The sequence below is a fragment of the Actinomadura sp. NPDC049382 genome, assembly GCF_040677125.1.
GTDB lineage: Bacteria > Actinomycetota > Actinomycetes > Streptosporangiales > Streptosporangiaceae > Spirillospora > Spirillospora geliboluensis.
On record NZ_JBFARO010000028.1, the window covers coordinates 1 to 17,757 of the forward strand.

Here is a 17,757-nt window from a genome sequence, read left to right on the forward strand (position 1 = left end):
GCTGCCGCGAGCCGGGGTCGGCGGCGAGCAGCCGCCGCGCCGTCGCGTCCGGGTCCGGGGCGGGCTCCCCGGCCGGGTCGGCGGCGTGGACGGCCGCGACCACCTCGTGCCACGCGCGGATCTGCGCGTCGGTCGGAGCATCGAGCGCGATGACGTCCATCCGACTTTTGTACCGGATCCCGGGCCGCCGCGACCGGGGACCCCGGACATCCCGTGCCGGGAACCCGGGTCAGCCGTCCCGCGTGAACGCCGCCAGGATGCGGTCGGCGGCCAGGGCCGGGGGGAGCGTCCCGTCGGCGACGTCCCGCTCCAGCCCCGGCACGAGCTCGCGGACGCCGGGGTGCGCGTGCAGCTCGCCGAGCAGCCGGTCGTGGACCATCGCCCACGTCCAGCCGACCTGCTGGCGGCGGCGCCGGGCCTCCAGCTCGCCGGACGCGCGGAGCCGCTCCTGGTGCTCGACGATCAGGCCCCACACCTCGTCCAGCCCGGTGCCCTCGCGGGCGCTGCACGTCAGGACGGGGGTGTCGCGCACCCGCTCGTCGCTGCGCAGCATCCGCAGCGCCCCGGACAGCTCCCGGGCGGCGCGCTTGGCCTCCATCTTGTGCTCGCCGTCGGCCTTGTTGACGGCGATGACGTCGGCCAGCTCCAGGACGCCCTTCTTGATGCCCTGGAGCTGGTCGCCGGTGCGGGCGAGGGTGAGGAACAGGAAGGAGTCGACCATCTCGGCGACGGTCGTCTCCGACTGGCCGACGCCGACCGTCTCGACGAGCACGACGCCGTACCCGGCGGCCTCCATGACGACCATCGCCTCGCGGGTGGCCTTCGCGACGCCGCCGAGCGTGCCGGCCGTCGGCGACGGCCGGATGAAGGCGTCCGGGTCGGCGGCGAGGCGCTGCATGCGGGTCTTGTCGCCGAGGATGCTGCCGCCCGTCCGGGTCGAGGACGGGTCCACCGCGAGGACCGCGACCTTGTGCCCCTCCCCCGTCAGCTTCGTGCCGAGCGCGTCGATGAACGTGGACTTGCCGACCCCGGGCACGCCGGTGATCCCGACGCGGCGGGCGTTCCCCGCGTGCGGGGTCAGCTCGACCAGCAGCCTCTGCGCCAGCTCCCGGTGGTCGGGGCGGGTCGACTCCACGAGCGTGACCGCCCGCGCGATCCACGCCCGCGACCCGTCCCGCACCCCGGCGACGTAGTCGTCGAGCCCCGGCCTCACCGCGCGACGTGCCCCAGCTCGGCGCCCAGCTCGTCCAGCAGGCCGAGCGCCGCGTCCGCGAGCACGGTGCCCGGCGGGAAGATCGCCGCGGCCCCGGCGGCGCGCAGCTCGGCGAAGTCCTGCGGCGGGATGACCCCGCCCACGACGATCATGATGTCGGAGCGGCCGAGCGCGGCCAGCTCCTCGCGCAGCGCGGGCACCAGCGTCAGGTGGCCGGCGGCGAGCGAGTTGACGCCGACGATGTGCACGTCGGCCTCCACCGCCTGCCGGGCGACCTCCGCCGGGGTCTGGAACAGCGGGCCCACGTCGACGTCGAAGCCGAGGTCGGCGAACCCGGTCGCGATCACCTTCTGGCCGCGGTCGTGGCCGTCCTGCCCCATCTTGGCGACCAGGATGCGGGGGCGGCGCCCCTCGGCCTCCTCGAACGCGGCCGTCGCGGCGCGCGCCCGCTCGATGCTCGTCACCTCGCCGGCCTCTTCCCGATACACACCCGAGATCGTACGGATCTGCGCCGCGTGCCGCCCGTACGCCCGCTCCAGCGCGTCGGAGATCTCCCCGACGGTGGCCTTGGCGCGCGCCGCGTCGATGGCGAGCGCGAGCAGGTTGTGCTCCAGGCCGTGCGGGCGGGTGCCGCCCTCGGCGGCCTCGGCGGCGCGGGTCAGCGCGTCCAGCGCGGACCGGGCGGCGCCCTCGTCGCGCTCCTCCCGCAGCCGGCGCAGCTTGTCGATCTGCTGCGCCCGGACGGCCGCGTTGTCGACCTTGAGGACCTCGATCTCCTGCTCGGCGTCCGGCCGGTACTTGTTGACGCCGATGACCGGCTGCCGCCCGGAGTCGATGCGGGCCTGGGTGCGGGCCGCGGCCTCCTCGATGCGCAGCTTGGGCAGCCCCTCGTCGATGGCCTTGGCCATGCCGCCGGCCTGCTCGACCTCGGTGATGTGCGCCCAGGCGCGGCGGGCGAGGTCGTAGGTGAGCCGCTCGACGTAGGCGCTGCCGCCCCACGGGTCGATGGTGCGGGTCGTCCCGGACTCCTGCTGCAGGAGCAGCTGGGTGTTGCGGGCGATGCGGGCCGAGAAGTCGGTCGGCAGGGCCAGCGCCTCGTCCAGCGCGTTGGTGTGCAGCGACTGGGTGTGGCCCTGCGTGGCGGCCATCGCCTCGATGCAGGTGCGCGCGACGTTGTTGAAGACGTCCTGCGCGGTCAGCGACCAGCCGGACGTCTGGGAGTGCGTCCGCAGCGACAGCGACTTCGGGTTCCGCGGCCCGAACGTCTTCACCAGCCGCGCCCACAGCAGCCGGGCGGCGCGGAGCTTGGCGACCTCCATGAAGAAGTTCATCCCGATCGCCCAGAAGAACGACAGGCGGGGCGCGAACGCGTCGATGTCCAGCCCGGCCTCGCGCCCGGCGCGGATGTACTCGACCCCGTCGGCGAGGGTGTAGGCCAGCTCCAGGTCGGCGGTGGCCCCGGCCTCCTGGATGTGGTAGCCGGAGATCGAGATGGAGTTGTACTTCGGCATCCGCTGCGAGGTGAACGCGAAGATGTCGGAGATGATCCGCATCGACGGCTGCGGCGGGTAGATGTAGGTGTTGCGGACCATGAACTCCTTGAGGATGTCGTTCTGGATGGTCCCCGCCAGCGCCTCCGGCTTCACCCCCTGCTCCTCGGCCGCGGCGATGTAGAGCGCGAGGACGGGCAGCACGGCGCCGTTCATGGTCATCGACACGCTCATCTTGTCCAGCGGGATGCCGTCGAACAGCTGGCGCATGTCGTAGATGGAGTCGATCGCCACCCCGGCCATGCCGACGTCGCCGGCGACGCGCGGGTGGTCGGAGTCGTAGCCGCGGTGGGTGGCGAGGTCGAAGGCGACCGACAGGCCCTTCTGCCCGGCCGCGAGGTTGCGGCGGTAGAAGGCGTTGGACTCCTCGGCGGTGGAGAAGCCGGCGTACTGCCGGATCGTCCACGGCTGGGTGGCGTACATCGCCGGGTAGGGGCCGCGCAGGTACGGCGCGATGCCCGGCAGCGTGTCGAGGAAGTCGACCCCGGCCAGGTCGTCGCCGGTGTAGAGCGGCTTGACGCCGATGCCCTCCGGGGTGTCCCAGGTCTGGGCCTCCGGGTCCCCGCCGGTGGCGTCGGCGACGGCGGCGCGCCACCGCTTGGCGGCCTCGTCGGCGGGGGGCGCGGTCCCGAGGTCGATCTCGGTGAAGTCGGGGATCATTCGTTCACTCCCAGATCGTGGAGGGTGGTCTCCAGGACCCCGATCGCGTCGCATCCGGCGTACACGCGGGCGTCGACCCCCTCGTAGGTTCCCTTACCCGCGAGCCAGACCTTCACCGCGCCCGCGTCGCGCAGGATCCGCGCGGCGTCCCGGGCCCGATCGGCGTAGACCTCGTCGCTGGAGCACAGGCAGGCGACGGCGGCGCCGGACGCGGCGAACTCCTCGGGCGCGCCGGTGACCGTCTCGATCCCGCCCGCCTGGAAGAGGTTGGCGGCGAACGACGCGCGCGCCGTGTGCACGGCGATGGGCCCGAGCGTCGCCAGGAACACCCGGGGCCGGGCGCCGGTGGCCTCGGCGTGGGCGTCGGAGCGGTCGCGGAGGGCCTCGAAGTCCTGCGCGTACGACACCACCGGGAGGCCGCCGCCCGGCTGCGCCGGGGCGGATTCGCGCTCGGGCAGCGCCTCGGCGAGGTTGGGGAACTCGCTGACGCCGGTGAGGGGCGCCTTGCGGCGGGCGATGTCGGCGCGGCGCCGCTCCCACGTCGCGGCGAGCCGGTCGGCGACGAGCCCGGACTCCAGGGCCGCGGCGAGGCCGCCGGCCTTCTCGATCTCGGTGAACCAGGTCCAGGCGGCCTGGGCGAGGCCCTCGGTGAGGCTCTCGGCGTACCAGGACCCGCCGGCCGGGTCGACGACGCGGGCGAGGCTCGACTCCTCCAGCAGGAGGGTCTGGGTGTTGCGGGCGATGCGGCGGGCGAAGTCGTCGGGCAGCCCGAGGCGGGCGTCGAACGGCAGGACCGTGACGGCGTCGGCGCCGCCGACGCCGGCCGCGAACGCCGCGATGGTGGTGCGGAGCATGTTCACCCACGGGTCGCGGCGGGTCATCATCGCCGCCGAGGTGACCGCGTGGATCCGGGCGGCCGTCCCGTCGGCGGCGCCGCTGACCTCGGCGACCCGCGCCCACAGCCGGCGCATGGCGCGCAGCTTGGCGATCGAGGAGAACTGGTCGGCGTTGACGGCGAGGCGGAACTCCAGCTGCCCGAACGCCTCGTCCACGCTCAGCCCGGCGCCGGTCAGGGCGCGCAGGTAGGCGACGCCGGCGGCGACGGCCGCGCCGAGCTCCTCGGCGTCCGCGCCGCCCGCGTCGTGGTACGGGGTGCCGTCCACGGTGATCGCGCGGAGCCTGGGGAACTCACGTGCGCACCGGACGGCCAGCGCGGCGGCCTCCTCCAGCGAGCCCTGGGCGCCCGTGCGGGCCTGGAGCCCGAGCGGGTCGGCGCCGAGGCTTCCGGACGCGTCGGCCGCGTTCCCCCGCTCGGCGGCCAGGGACAGGAAGGCGCCGGCCGCCTCGGCCGTCGCCGCTCCCGCGTCCAGCACCACGGGCGCGAGGTCGAGCAGCACGCCGCGCAGGGCGTCGGGGAGGGCCGCGACGGGCAGGCCGCCGTCGCCGAGCCGCAGCCAGACCGAGGTGGCGCCGTTCTCCAGGTCGGCGAGGATCGCCTCGCGGGTGGCGGCGGCATCGGGGTGCGCGTGCCGCTGCCGGACGTCCCAGCCGGCGATGCCCTCGCCGTCTGGCCGCACCTCGCGGACGTACGGGGCCAGGCCGGGGCGTCCCGGCGGGGCGTCGGCCCGGGTGTAGAGCGCCGCGACCGGCACCCCGTCGTACGACTCGCGGGTCAGCAGACCCTCGATCCCGTCAGGGGGGGTGTCGTCGGTCGCCGCGCCGGACTTGCGCAGCACCCCCTTCACCATCTCCCGCCACCGGTCGCGCTCGGCCGGGGGGAAGGCGGCGGCCAGTTCGAGTTCCTCAGGCGGCACCGTCATGGCGGAAATCGTAGGTGAGCGACCGAACGGGGCTCTAAAGCGGGTCCCGCTGACCAGTACCCGGGCCCGCCCCCGGGTCCCCGCCGGCCGGTGCCCTGGCCGCCCCCCGGGGCCCGGTTAGCGGCACGGGGGCCGGGAAAAGGGGCGTCATGACCTTGGACTCTCTCCCCGGTGACCTCTACCACATGCAGGAACTCCTCGACGAGCGCGAGCAGCGGATCGTCGGCCGGGTGCGCGCCTTCCTGGAGGCGAAGGTCGCGCCGATCGCCGACGACTGCTGGGCGCGGGCGGAGTTCCCGTTCGACCTGATCCCCCAGTACGGCGAGCTCGGCATCGCCGGGCTCGCCCACGACGAGTGCCCCGGGGAGAAGCCGAGCAGCCTGCTCACCGGCTTCCTCGCGATGGACATGGCGCGGGTGGACCCGTCCATGGCGACGTTCTTCGGCGTCCACACCGGCCTCGCGATGGGCAGCATCGGCCGCTGCGGCTCCCCCGAGCAGCGCGAGCGGTGGCTGCCCGCGATGGGGCGGATGGAGAAGATCGGCGCGTTCGCGCTCACCGAGCCGGAGGGCGGGTCGGACGTCGCGCTCGGGCTGCGCACCACGGCCCGCCGCGACGGCGACCACTGGGTGCTGAACGGCGCCAAGCGCTGGATCGGCAACGCCACGTTCGCCGACCACACCGTCGTGTGGGCGCGCGACGAGGCGGACGACCAGGTGAAGGGGTTCGTCGTCGCCAAGGGGACGCCGGGGTTCACCGCCACCCCGATCCGCAACAAGATCGCGCTGCGGACGGTGCAGAACGCCGACATCGTGCTGGCGGACTGCCGCGTCCCCGAGTCCGACCGGCTCGCGGGCGCGAACACCTTCAAGGACACCGCCGCGATCCTGCGCCGGACGCGCAGCGGCGTCGCGTGGCAGGCCGTCGGGGTGATGCTCGCCGCCTACGAGATCGCCCGCGACTACGCGGTGGAGCGCGAGCAGTTCGGCCGGCCGATCGCCCGGTTCCAGCTCGTCCAGGACCTGCTGGTCCGGATGCTGGGGAACGCCACCGCCTGCCTCGGCATGGTGGTTCGGCTGGCGCAGCTCCAGGACGCCGGCCGGTACCGCGACGAGCACTCGGCGCTCGCCAAGGCGTACTGCACCACCCGGATGCGGGAGGCCGTCGGCTGGGCGCGCGAGCTGATGGCGGGCAACGGGATCGTCCTCGACTACGGCATCGGCCGCTTCGTCGCCGACGCCGAGGCGCTGTACTCCTACGAGGGCACCCGGGAGATCAACACGCTCATCGTCGGCCGCGCGGCGACCGGAATGGGGGCGTTCGTCTGATCCGCCGCCCGCGGCCGGCCCCCGAAGTGATCAACGGGTACCCCGGAAGGCCCTGTGGCTAGGGACGTTGCTAGAGTTCGGGCACGTACCGCCCCTCCAGAACCTTGCAGAGGAACCAACGCATGTCGACTGGCAGCCACGCCGGGCGCCCGAAGTCCTGGGTCGCCGTGGCCATCATCTTCGTCGGTTTCGTCGTCGGTGGTGTCGGCATCACCATGGGCCCCGACTGGATCGTGTTCGGCGTGGGCGCCGCGATCACCGTGGTCGGCGGCATCGTCGCGCTGGCCGTCGACATCATGACCGACGTCATCGTCGACGACCCCCGACAGTAGCGGGGCGGCCATGGCGTTCGGTCGCCCTCCCATCGAGGAGCGGATCGCGGCGCGCCAGCGCGAGCGCGGCGAGCTGAAGCACGGGGCGGTCTTCCCGCACGGCCCGGCCAAGATGCTGTTCTTCTTCAGCATGGGCGTGGTCGTGGTCACGCACATCATCGCCCTGGCGATGTACTTCGTCGACGCGGGGCCGGGCCGCTAAGCCCCGCGCGGGGTCAAAAGCGGGTCAAGAAGATCCCTTTCCACCCGGATTACGGTCTGTCCGCCAGGTGCGGGCTCGGCGGCGGCCACGTACGGTCGAGGTGAGCGTGGCCGCCTGAGTCGCCCCGAGACCGAGGTGGTGGAAGGCCCTGCGGTTCGGCATCGAGGAAGAGTACTTCGTCGTCGATCCCGTCTCCCGGGAGGTCGTCCCCCGTGCCGCCGCCGTCGTGCGGCGGGCCGGCGCGGCGCTGGGCGAGCGCGCCTCCACCGAGCTGGTGGCGTTCCTCGCCGAGGCCAAGACCTCGCCGTGCGACGACCTGGACAAGCTCCGCGAGCAGGTCCGCGCGATGCGGGCCGCGATGGCGGCCGCCGCGGCGGCCGAGGGCGTGCGGCTCGCCGCCACCGGGACGCCCGTACTGGGCGAGGTGATCCCGGCGCCGATCGGCGCCGGCGCCCGCTACGCCGAGAGCCTGGCCGTGTACCGGGGGCTGGACGACGAGCAGAGCATCTGCTCCTGCCACGTCCACGTCGAGATGCCCGACCGCGAGCACGCCGTCCAGGTCGGCAACCACCTGCGGCCGTGGCTGCCGACGCTGCTCGCGCTCGCCGCGAACTCCCCGTACTGGGCCGGGCGCGACACCGGCCACGCCTGCTGGCGGGCGATGGCGTGGGCCCGCTGGCCGGTGGCGGGCCCGCCGCCCTACTTCGACTCCGCCGCCCACTACGACGACCTCGTCGGGACGCTGCTCGGCTGCGGCGCCCTGATGGACACCGGGACGATCTTCTGGGACGTCCGGCCGTCGGCGCGGCTGCCTACCGTGGAGGTCAGGCTCGCCGACGTCGCGCCGACCGCCGCCGACGCGGCCGTGCTCGCCGCGCTGATCCGGGCGCTGGTGCGGGAGGCGTCCCGCGCGGTGGCCGGCGGCGAGCGGGCGCCCGACCCGCCGCAGGAGATGCTGCGCGCGGCCTACTGGCTGGCCGCGCGCAACGGGCTGGCGGGGCGGGGCCTGGACGTGCGCACCGGCCGCGCCGCCGGTCAGCGGGCGCTCGCCGGCGACCTGCTGGCGCACGCGCTGCCCGCGCTGAGCGCGGCGGGCGACCTCGGCTTCGTCACCGCGGGCGTCCGGCGGCTGCTCACCGGCGGGACGGGCGCCGAGCGGCAGCGCGCCGCCTACCGCAGGCGCGGTCTGCTGTCCGACGTCGTCGACGCCGCGCTGCTGCCGGACCGGTGACCCGCGGCGAGTAACCCGATCCGGCTGGATTTTACGTATTTGGCCCGTTTCTCCCGGTCGGCGCCGGGTACCAACTGGTCTGGACCAGTCGCCGCCGACCGCCGGAACGGGGACGCGGGCCGTCGCACGGCCGCCCGCGACCGCGTACCCTCGACCGGATGCAGGCGACCGCAGCGACCTCGGACGGAGCGACCGCACGATGAGCCTCAGGCCCGGTGGACCGGGCGTGATGCCGCAGGGCCCCTTCGTCCATCCCGCGCTCTTCTACCGCGACGACGAGGAGTACCTCGCCGGCACCGTCCCGTTCGTCCGGGCGGGGCGCGCGGCGGGCGAGCCGGTCGCGGTCGCGGTCCCCGGCCGCCGCCTGGAGCTGCTGCGCGACGCGCTCGGCCCCGCCGCCCGCGAGGTCACCTGGCTGGACATGGCCGAGGCGGGGCGCAACCCGGGGCGGATCATCCCCGGCGTCCTGCGCGGCTTCGCCGACCGGCACCACGGCGGCCGGGTGCGGATCATCGGCGAGCCGATCTGGCCCGGCCGGACCGCCACCGAGTACCCCGCCTGCGCGCAGCACGAGGCGCTGATCAACCTGGCCTTCGCCGGGCGCGGCGTGTCGATCCTGTGCCCCTACGACACGACCGGGCTGGACGAGGTCGCGCTCGCCGACGCCCGCGCCACCCACCCCGTGCTCATCGACCGGCACGGCGAGCACGTCAGCGAGGACTACGCGCCCCACCGCGTCATCCGCGCCTACAACCGGCCGCTGCCGGAGCCGTCCGGCGCCGTCGCGATGAGCTTCGACCTCGACGCGCTCCCCCGCGTCCGCGAGTTCGCCTGCCGCTGGGCCGCCCGGCTCGGCCTCGGCGCCGACGCCGTGGGCGACCTGGAGCTCGCCGTGAGCGAGCTGGCCGCGAACTCCTGCCTGCACGGCGGCGGGTCCGGCACCGCCCGGCTGTGGGCCGAGGACGGGCAGGTCGTCTGCGAGGTCCGCGACGCCGGGACGATCACCGACCCGCTGGCCGGGCGCCGCCCGGCGCATATGAGCCCGCACGGCGGCCGGGGCATCCTGCTGGTCCACCACCTCGCCGACCTCGTCCGCATGCACACCGGCCCCGGCGGAACCGCGATCCGGGTGTACCTGCGCGCGTAGTCCCCCGCGGCAGGCCGAGACTTGACCCGGGGTTCAGGTGTAGGGGGCCGACGGCGGGAATGATGCCCTGCGCCCGAACTCTCCCGACCGTGATGGGGAACGATGCGTCTTCTTGCTCGTGCTCACCAGATGCCGGTCCGCCTGGCCGTGGGGGCGTTCGTGCTGAACTCGGGGCTGTCGAAGCACAAGGCCCTGGACGAGTCGGCCGAACAGACCCACGGCATGGCGAAGGCCGCCTACCCGTTCCTGGAGTCGCAGGACGCGCGGGACTTCACCCGCAACCTCAGCCGGGCCGAGATGGCCCTCGGCTCCGCGCTGATCGCCCCGTTCGTGCCCTCGCTGCTCGCGGGCGCGGCGCTGACCGCGTTCGCCGCCGGGCTGACCGGCCTCTACCTGCGGCTGCCCGGCATGCGGGAGGAGGGCGGCATCCGCCCCACCCAGCAGGGCATCGCGCTCGCCAAGGACTTCTGGCTGGTCGGGGTGGGGACCTCCCTCGTCCTGGAGGAGCTGACCCGGATCCGCGGGGACCGCTGTCCTTGACGCGGCGGCGCGGCGGCGGTGAGGATCGGCGCGTCCCCGACAGGAGGCCGCGCCCATGACGTCCCCGCCCGTCCGCACGGCCGGCATGCAGGACGCCGCGGCGATCTCCGCGCTGCTCGGGCGCGCCTTCGACGACGACCCGGTCTGGCGCTGGCTGCTGCCCGACGACGCCACCCGGGTGCGCCGGCTGACCGGCCTGTTCGAGGTCCTGCTGCGGCGGGTCCACCTGCGGCACGGCGCCACCGAGGCCACCGGGCGCGGCGGCGCCGCCGAGGCCGCCGCGCTGTGGGACCCGCCCGGCCACTGGCGGGTGCCGCTGCGGCTGCAGGCGGCGCAGACGGTGCCGCTGCTGCGGATCCTCGGCACCCGCGTGCCGGCCACGCTGCGCACCCTCGGCGAGATCGAGCGGCACCACCCGCGGGAGCCGCACTGGTACCTGGCGGTGCTCGGCACCGACCCGCCCGCGCAGGGCGGCGGCCTGGGCGGCGCGCTGCTGCGGTCCCGGCTCGACCGGTGCGACGCCGAAGGCGTCCCCGCCTACCTGGAGAGCTCCAAGGAGACCAACGTCCCGTACTACGAGCGGTTCGGGTTCCGGGTGACCCGGGAACTGGCCCTGCCCGGACGGGGCTGCCCGCCGGTCTGGCTCATGTGGCGGGACCCCGCCGGCTGAACGACCGCCGACCGAACGACCGCCGGACGGGATTTCCACAGGAATTCGACCGCGTCCGTTAAGTGCATGTCATGGCCGGATCCGGCCATACGGCGGGCCCGTGCGCCCCGAGCCGTGCCCGCGCGGCGACGGTCCGTTCCGCCGCCGCGTTCCTGATGCGCGTCCCGGCGGCCGCCGGAACGGGCGGAGTGCCGCGAAACGCGTCCGGCCCGATGTGGCCACCGGAGCTCCCGATGGCCGGGCCGCCGGGCGGCCCCGGTGGCACCCTCGCCGAATGGGCGGCCTACCGTCGGAAAGGAGCCATTGCACTCCTCCCTTCGGTGAAGGCGATAGGTGAACCACATGACCATGGCCGGGACACGGGCGGCGGAGACCCCGCTCGCCCTGCACAGGCCGGGTCCAGCGCGGGTCCAGGACTACCTGCTCGGCGGCAAGGACAACTACGCCTGCGACCGCGGGCTCGCGCACCGGATCCTCGACGTCCTCCCCCAGTCGGCGGACGCGGCCCGCGCCGCCCGCGCGTTCCTCGCCGGCTCGGTCCGGCTGCTGGCCGAGCGCGGCCTGCGCCAGTTCCTCGACCTCGGATGCGGGCTGCCCAGGGCCGACAACGTGCACCAGATGGCCGCCCGGCACATCTGCGGCACCCGCGTGGTCTACGTCGACCACGACCCGCTCGTCATCGCGCACGCCCGCGCGCTGCTGATCGACGACGGCAACATCGCGGCGCTGCGGGCCGACATCGGCGACCCCGCCGCGGTGCTGGGCAGCCCGGAGGTGCGCCGGCTGATCGACCCGGCCGAGCCCGTCGCGCTGGTGCTGTCGTCCGTCCCGCACTTCCTGCCGGGCGCCGCCGACCTCGTCGCGGACCTGGCCGCGGCGGCCGCGCCGGGCAGCGCCGTGGTCGTCTCGCAGCTGACCGCCGACTTCGCCCCGGCCGGGGTCGCCGAGGCCGCGCGGGCGTACCGGGAGGCGAGCGGCGTCGCGCTGTACCCGCGCGGCGGCGCGGAGGTGGCGCGCCTGCTCGGGCCGTTCCGCCCGCTCCCGCCAGGGATCACGCCGCTCACCGGCGGGACGCGCACCGGAGCCCCGGTGATGTACGGCGTCGTCGGGGTCCGCTGACCCGGCCCGGACCCCGCCCGCGACGGTGTGGCATTGATCACATAGGCGCCCCCGGAACGGCTCCACCGCGGCCGCGCGCCCGGCCCCGCGACGGCCCTGCTCCCGGCGCTCCTCAGGCGTTCGGCACCCGTCACACTGAGTCAGCTAAGACAACTGCTATCGCACAAAAATCTCATTCACCCGTTAGGGACGGTAACGGTTCGGCCCCTATGGTGGCCCCCGATGCCGACGAACACCCTGCCTCCCGCCGAAACGACGACCGCCGCTCCCAAGGGCCGGGCCTCTCGGATGGAGTGGCTCGACGCCCTGCGCGGCCTGGCCGCCCTGGTGGTGGTGTTCGAGCACTCGCTGGACGTGCTGCTGCCCGAGGTGCGCCGCACGGCCAGCCCCTGGTTCGACTTCGGCCGCTACGGCGTCTTCGTGTTCTTCCTCGTCAGCGGCTACGTCGTGCCGTTCTCGCTGCAGCGGCGCGGCAGCGTCCGGGAGTTCTGGGCGGGGCGGTTCTTCCGGCTGTACCCGGCCTGGGCGGTGTCGCTGGTGCTCGCGCTGGCGCTCGCGGCGGCGGGCGTCGGCTACGGCCTGCCCGCCGCGCTCGGCGACCGGCCCTGGGCGTCCGCCCTCGCCCATCTGACGATGCTGCAGGACCTGCTCGGCGTGCCCAACGCCGTCAACGTCCTCTGGACGCTGTCCTACGAGATGGTGTTCTACCTGCTCATCACGGCGATGTTCGTCGCCGGCGTGCACCGCTCCAGCGCCCGGGTCGCGCTGGGGTTCGGCGTGGGCGCGGCGATCCTCGGCGTGGCGCTGCCGTCCGGGCTGCTGGCCTCCCGGTGGCCGGGCGGCACGATCCTCGCCGCCGCGCTGCTGCTGGTGGGCGGCCTCGGCGCCATGCTCACCCGGCACCGGGCCGTGCGGCGCGCCGGCGTCGTCGTCGTGGCGGGGCTGGCGCTGACGCTGCTCGTGCTCAACAGCCGCATCGGCGCGATCGAGAGCCTGTGCGTCATCGCCACGATGTTCGCCGGGACGGCCGTCCGCGGCATCCAGGACGGGCGGCTCCGGCGCGGCCCGGCCGCGGCGATGGTCGCGTTCGTGGCCGTGCTCTCGCTGCTGGCGGGCATGCGCACCCCGACGACCTGGGCGCTGCACGCCAACCCGGACCCGCTCGGCCCCGACTGGTCGGCCGCCGTGGCCGCCGCGTGGGCGACGTTCCTGGTCGGCCTCGCGCTCCGGCACCGCCGCATGCCCCGCTTCCTGGTGTGGTCGGGGCTGGTCAGCTACTCGCTCTACCTGCTGCACCCGCTGGTCGTCCAGGTGGTCTGGTACGCGGCCGGCCAGGACACCTGGGGCCTGCCCGTGCCCGTCCGGGCGGCCTGGGGCGCGGCGCTTGCGGCGGCCGTCCTGGTGTCGGCGGCCCTGGCGCACCGGTACGTCGAGCGCCCGGCCCAGCGGCTCGGGCGCCGCCTCACCGCGCGGCACCGCGCGAGCCCCGCCCCTGGCCCGGCCGCGGGACCGGGCGCGGCGCCGCAACCCGCGCGGACCTGACCGCCCGGCGGCGGCCGGGGGCCGGTGATGACAGCGTTCCCCTTCTTGCTTAGGGTGAGGCCGATCCGTCCCGCCCCCGAACCCGCCGAACGGAACCGCGGATGACAGAAGGGCCGATGCCCGCCGAACTGCCGGAGATGCTGCGGCAGCACCTCCAGGCCGCCGTGGACGAGATGGAGCGGGAGATCCGCGACCAGGTCCCCGAGTACGCGGGCGACGACGGCGGCGAGTACGCCAAGCGCGTGGAGCGGACGGTCGGCGACACCGTCGCGTTCTTCATCGACTCCGTCGACCACCCGGACGCCGACGCCCGCACCCTGACCGAGCTGTACATGCGCCTCGGCGAGGAGGAGGCCCGGCAGGGCCGCAGCCTCGCCGCGCTGCAGAACGCGATGCGGGTGAGCAGCCAGGTCGCCTGCCGCCGCTTCATCAAGGACGCCTACCGGCTCGGCTGGTCGCGGGAGACGCTGAGCCGGCTGACCGACTCGCTGTTCATGCTGCTCGCGCGGGTCGCCGACGCCGCCGCGCAGGGCTACGCGCGCCAGCAGGGCCAGCTGGCGACCGAGCGCGAGCGCCGCCGCGACCGGCTGCGGGACCTGCTGGTGAGCGAGCCGCCGCCCGCGCCGGAGGCGATCGCCGAGCTGGCGGCGGCGGCCCGCTGGGACCCGCCGAAGAGCATCGCGCTGATCGCGCTGCCGGCCGGCGCGCCCGCCGGCGCCCGGATCCTGCCGCCCGGCGTGCTGGCCGGGTGGGACGCGCCGGTCCCGTTCCTCGTGGTGCCCGACCCGGAGGGCCCCGGCCAGGAGCGGCTGTGGCCGGTGCTGCGCCGGCTCGGCACGGCCGCGATCGGCCCGACCGTGCCGCTCGGGCAGGGCGCCGTCTCGCTGCGCTGGGCCCGGCACGCGCTGACGCTGGCCGAGCGCGGCATGCTGCCGCGCGACGCCCCGGTCCGGTGCGCGGACCACATCGCGGCGCTGGCCGCCTTCGCCGCGGACGAGCTGGTCGGCGCGACCGCCGGGGCCGTCCTCGGCCCGCTGCTGGAGCTCGCCCCGGCCCGCCGGCAGCCGCTCGCCGAGACGCTGCTGACCTACCTGGAGTGCGGCGACAACGCGGTGATCGCGGCGGAGCGGCTGCACATCCACGAGCAGACCGTCCGGTACCGGCTGCGCCGCATCACCGAGCTGACCGGCGGGCGGTTCGCCGAGACCGACGGGCGCCTCGACCTCATGCTGATGCTGAGCTGGCTGGTGCGCAGCGGCCGCGCCGCCGCCACCGCCTGACCGGCCGGCGCTACGCCGGGAGGGTCGGGGGGTCGTCGCGGCCGCCGCCGGCGTGCGCGGACCGCGACAGCAGCGCCACCCCGCAGGTGAGCAGCAGGACGCTGAGGGAGACGGCGGTGAACGCGGCGGCGGTGCGGGGCGGCAGCGTCTCGAACGCCAGCGCGGCGACCAGGTAGGAGGCGATCGGGTTGGTCATCGTCATCGCGGTCATCGCGGCGGGCAGCGACCCGGCGGCGAACGCCCGCTGCTCCAGCACGAGCCCGAGCAGCGTGCTGCCCGCGAGCGCGTAGCCGGGCCAGTCCACCGCCGTGGCGGCCACGCCGCGGTCGACGAGGTCGGCGGTGGTGAGCTTGATCAGCACGGCGGTGGCGGCGAAGCACAGCCCGGCGCAGACCCCGAGCAGCGCGGCCCGGACCGGGCCCGCGCGCAGCCACGCCGCGCGGGACAGCACGACGACCGCCGGCGCCGCGATCAGCCCGGCGAGCAGGATCCGCGGCCGGGACGGCTCGCCCTCCGGCGGGATCGCGCCCGGCACCGTGAACAGCGCCGCGAGGCCGGCCGACACGGCGAGGCCGCCGAGCAGGTCCAGCCGCGCGGGGCGGCGCCCGGTGCCGACCGTGCCGAGCACGATGGTGAAGACGAGCTGGGTGACCAGCAGCGGCTGGACGATGGCGGTGGAGCCGAAGTGCAGGGCGACCGCCTGCGTGCAGAAGCCCGCCAGGTTCACGCCCCACCCGGTCAGCCACACCGGGTCCCGGACCAGCCGGCGGATCAGGCCGTGCGCGGCGCTCGCGTCCGAGCCGCCGTGCACGGCGCGGCGGGCGGCCCGGTACTGCAGCGCGGCGGCGGCGGCGAACAGGAACGCGGCGACGAGGCTGAAGCCGACGGACCACGCCATCACGCCGTCCCGCTCTGCGCCTCGCTGCCCGCGCCGCTGCCGGCGCCACCGCCCGCGCCGGCGGCGGCGGCCAGCCGCTCGAACGCCCGCAGGAGGCCGTCCGGGAACGCGGCCGCCTCGGGGAGCACCCGCGGCTCGGCGGTGACCGAGATGTGCAGGGCCCCGTTCCAGCTCAGCGCGCCCACCGCGAACGGGACGCCGTCGGCGAGCGGCAGGATCGGGTGGACGTCGCCGAGCGGCGCGCCCGCGAGCGACATCGGCAGCGGCGGTCCCGGCATGTTCGAAACGATCCCACCGAAGAACCCCGCACGGTAGGTGCCGCGGGCCGCGCGCGCGTGCAGCGGCGGGGGCAGCGCGCCCATCAGCCGCATCGCGGCGGTGCTCGCGGCGGTGCGGCCGGACCTGCGGCGCGGCTCGGCCGCCGCGTGGACCGCCGCGAGCCGGTCGAGGACGGGCATCCGCCCGAGGGGCACGTCGAGCCGGAGCGCGGCGGTGAGGTTGCCGGGCACGGCGGTGCGGCCGAGGCCGGGGGGCTCGGGGGCGCGCAGCGTCATCGGCACGGCGGCGCGCAGCGGCCGGCCGCCCGCCGGTGCGCCGCGCGCCGCCAGCACGTCCGCGACGACCTCGCCGACCAGCGCGAGGAGCACGTCGGTGATCCGGACGCCGGCGGCGCGGGCGACCGCGCGCACCCGGCCGAGCGGCAGCGTGGCGGTGCCGAAGACGCGCTCGGGGCCGAGCGGCCCGGTGACGGCGATGGTCCGCGCGGTCCCGTCCAGGCCGAGCAGGACCAGGCCGGGCAGGACGGCGGCGGCGCGCGCGAGCCCGCCGGGGCCGCGCGCCGGGGCCGCCTCCGGCAGGGCGGGCTCCAGGATGCCGCGCAGGATGTCGACGACGCCGATGCCGTCCGCGATGGCGTGGTGGAAGAGGATCACGACGGCGTCGGGGGCGTCCGGGCCGCGGCGGACGAGGCAGAACCGCCACAGCGGGCGCCCGTGGTCCAGCGGCTCGGCGACGAGGCGGGCGACGAGGCCGTCCAGCGCGCCGCGGCCCCCGCCGGCCGGCAGCCGCACCTCCTGGACGTGCCGGCGCAGGTCGACGGCGCCGGCCTCGACCCAGCGCGGCCGCCGCAGCGCGCCGCCGGGGTGGACCCGCTGGGTGAGGCGCGGCATCCCGGGCAGCCGCTCGGCGAGCAGCGCGCGCACCCGCTCGGCGGGCGGCCCGGGGCCGGCGAACTCGGCGACCCCGCCCACCACCTGCGGGACGTCCCGGCTCTCGACGTGCAGGAAGAACGCGTCGGCGGCGGCCACCCGCTGCTCCCGGCGGCCCCGGCCGCGCCCCGCCGGGCCGCGCCCCCGCACGAGCCGGTCCTGAACGAGCCGCCCCTGAACGAGCCGGGCCCGCACGGCCTCGGCGGCCGCGGCGGCGGGGACGAGCAGCAGCCCGCCCGGGATGTCCACGACGTAGTGGGCGGACGTCGCGACGATCACCAGGGCGGTCACGGCGAGGTGCAGGGCGCAGAGCCAGGTGAAGAACCGGCCGCACCGGGCGCGCAGGGCCGCCGCACCGATCCACGCCACCCAGCCGATGTGCAGGCTCGGCATGGCCGCGTACGGGTTGGCGCCCGCGGACACGACCCCGGTGCCCCAGGTGGCGGGCGGATGGTGCAGCGCGATGACGTCGGTGTACCCCTCGCCCGACAGCAGCCTTGGCGGCGTCGCCGGCCACAGGGCGAAGCAGCAGATCGCGATCAGCGTCACCAGGATCAGCGTGTTGCGCGCCCAGGCGTAGGCGGGGCTGCGGCGCCACCACAGCCAGGCCAGGAACCCGAAGGTGCCGACCACGTACGTCGTCGCGTACTCCCACGCGGCGACCGCGCCCAGCCATCCGTGCCGGGTGAGGAACTCGTTCAGCGGGCGCTCGGCGTCCAGCCCCGCCCACCGCTCGAACTCCAGCAGGGCGCGCCCGTGCGCGTCGCTGACCGCGCGGTCCCCGCTGAAGGCGTGGGTGAAGACCAGGTAGACGACCAGGACGGCGAGCGCGGTGGCGATCTCCCGCGCGGCCGACGCGGCCCGTCCCGCGTCCTCGCCCGCGGCCTCCCGCCCGGCCGGGCCGGGCGGCCCGCCCCGGTTCACGGCGACACTCCCGCCACGCGCATCGCTGCACCCCCTCCGATCATCCTCCCCACGATCGGATTGAACGACCATGCGCGGACTCACCCCCTTGAC

Annotated in this window: 15 protein-coding genes; 10 read left to right on the forward strand and 5 right to left on the reverse strand. The window is 75.7% G+C overall.

All coding sequences use genetic code 11. The features are described 5' to 3' along the window. Positions 1–229 precede the first annotated feature (229 nt). The 3 genes from meaB to AB0K34_RS18995 are packed head-to-tail and all read right to left on the reverse strand — an operon-like array spanning position 230 to position 5,243. The gene (gene meaB / locus AB0K34_RS18985; protein ID WP_364550006.1) at positions 230–1,213 is read right to left on the reverse strand and encodes a methylmalonyl Co-A mutase-associated GTPase MeaB; all 984 of its coding nucleotides are present in this window, start codon (positions 1,211–1,213) and stop codon (positions 230–232) included. Continuing rightward, positions 1,210–3,423 (reverse strand): methylmalonyl-CoA mutase, encoded by a 2,214-nt coding sequence (gene scpA / locus AB0K34_RS18990; protein WP_364550008.1) that lies wholly within the window; start codon positions 3,421–3,423, stop codon positions 1,210–1,212. Before scpA ends, meaB begins: the two co-directional genes overlap by 4 nt. Then, a complete protein-coding gene (locus AB0K34_RS18995; protein WP_364550010.1) occupies positions 3,420–5,243 on the reverse strand; it encodes a methylmalonyl-CoA mutase subunit beta in 1,824 nt (607 codons plus the stop codon). Before AB0K34_RS18995 ends, scpA begins: the two co-directional genes overlap by 4 nt. Before the next feature lie 149 nt (positions 5,244–5,392). Between AB0K34_RS18995 and AB0K34_RS19000 the strand changes: the two genes are divergently transcribed. From AB0K34_RS19000 to AB0K34_RS19045, 10 genes are all read left to right on the forward strand, one after another. Continuing rightward, positions 5,393–6,571, forward strand: a complete 1,179-nt coding sequence (locus tag AB0K34_RS19000; protein WP_301176679.1) for an acyl-CoA dehydrogenase family protein — start codon at positions 5,393–5,395, stop codon at positions 6,569–6,571. 122 nt (positions 6,572–6,693) lie between these two features. Next, entirely contained in the window at positions 6,694–6,903 is a 210-nt protein-coding gene (locus AB0K34_RS19005) for an HGxxPAAW family protein (protein WP_301176680.1), read from the forward strand. Positions 6,904–6,913: 10 nt separating this feature from the next. After that, positions 6,914–7,105: a hypothetical protein gene (locus tag AB0K34_RS19010; RefSeq protein ID WP_301176681.1), complete on the forward strand. Its 192-nt coding sequence runs from the start codon at positions 6,914–6,916 to the stop codon at positions 7,103–7,105. A 160-nt stretch (positions 7,106–7,265) separates the two neighbouring features. After that, positions 7,266–8,336, forward strand: a complete 1,071-nt coding sequence (locus AB0K34_RS19015; protein ID WP_364550078.1) for a glutamate--cysteine ligase — start codon at positions 7,266–7,268, stop codon at positions 8,334–8,336. Between the two features lie 199 nt (positions 8,337–8,535). Then, a complete protein-coding gene (locus tag AB0K34_RS19020) occupies positions 8,536–9,483 on the forward strand; it encodes a sensor histidine kinase (RefSeq protein ID WP_364550013.1) in 948 nt (315 codons plus the stop codon). 102 nt (positions 9,484–9,585) lie between these two features. After that, on the forward strand, positions 9,586–10,023 hold the full coding sequence (locus AB0K34_RS19025) for a hypothetical protein (protein ID WP_364550014.1): 438 nt from the start codon (positions 9,586–9,588) through the stop codon (positions 10,021–10,023). A 55-nt stretch (positions 10,024–10,078) separates the two neighbouring features. Then, positions 10,079–10,693, forward strand: a complete 615-nt coding sequence (locus AB0K34_RS19030) for a GNAT family N-acetyltransferase (RefSeq protein ID WP_364550016.1) — start codon at positions 10,079–10,081, stop codon at positions 10,691–10,693. Positions 10,694–11,035: 342 nt separating this feature from the next. After that, positions 11,036–11,812: an SAM-dependent methyltransferase gene (locus tag AB0K34_RS19035; RefSeq protein ID WP_364550018.1), complete on the forward strand. Its 777-nt coding sequence runs from the start codon at positions 11,036–11,038 to the stop codon at positions 11,810–11,812. Between the two features lie 222 nt (positions 11,813–12,034). Then, a complete protein-coding gene (locus tag AB0K34_RS19040) occupies positions 12,035–13,354 on the forward strand; it encodes an acyltransferase (RefSeq protein WP_364550020.1) in 1,320 nt (439 codons plus the stop codon). A 101-nt stretch (positions 13,355–13,455) separates the two neighbouring features. Beyond that, positions 13,456–14,634: a helix-turn-helix domain-containing protein gene (locus AB0K34_RS19045; protein ID WP_364550021.1), complete on the forward strand. Its 1,179-nt coding sequence runs from the start codon at positions 13,456–13,458 to the stop codon at positions 14,632–14,634. A 10-nt stretch (positions 14,635–14,644) separates the two neighbouring features. Here the strand turns inward: AB0K34_RS19045 and AB0K34_RS19050 are convergent, their stop codons facing one another. Both AB0K34_RS19050 and AB0K34_RS19055 read right to left on the reverse strand, forming a co-directional pair. Continuing rightward, on the reverse strand, positions 14,645–15,532 hold the full coding sequence (locus AB0K34_RS19050) for a DMT family transporter (RefSeq protein ID WP_364550022.1): 888 nt from the start codon (positions 15,530–15,532) through the stop codon (positions 14,645–14,647). After that, positions 15,532–17,664, reverse strand: a complete 2,133-nt coding sequence (locus AB0K34_RS19055) for a phosphatase PAP2 family protein (RefSeq protein ID WP_364550023.1) — start codon at positions 17,662–17,664, stop codon at positions 15,532–15,534. The genes AB0K34_RS19050 and AB0K34_RS19055 overlap by 1 nt, the downstream gene beginning before the upstream one ends. Positions 17,665–17,757: the final 93 nt, after the last annotated feature.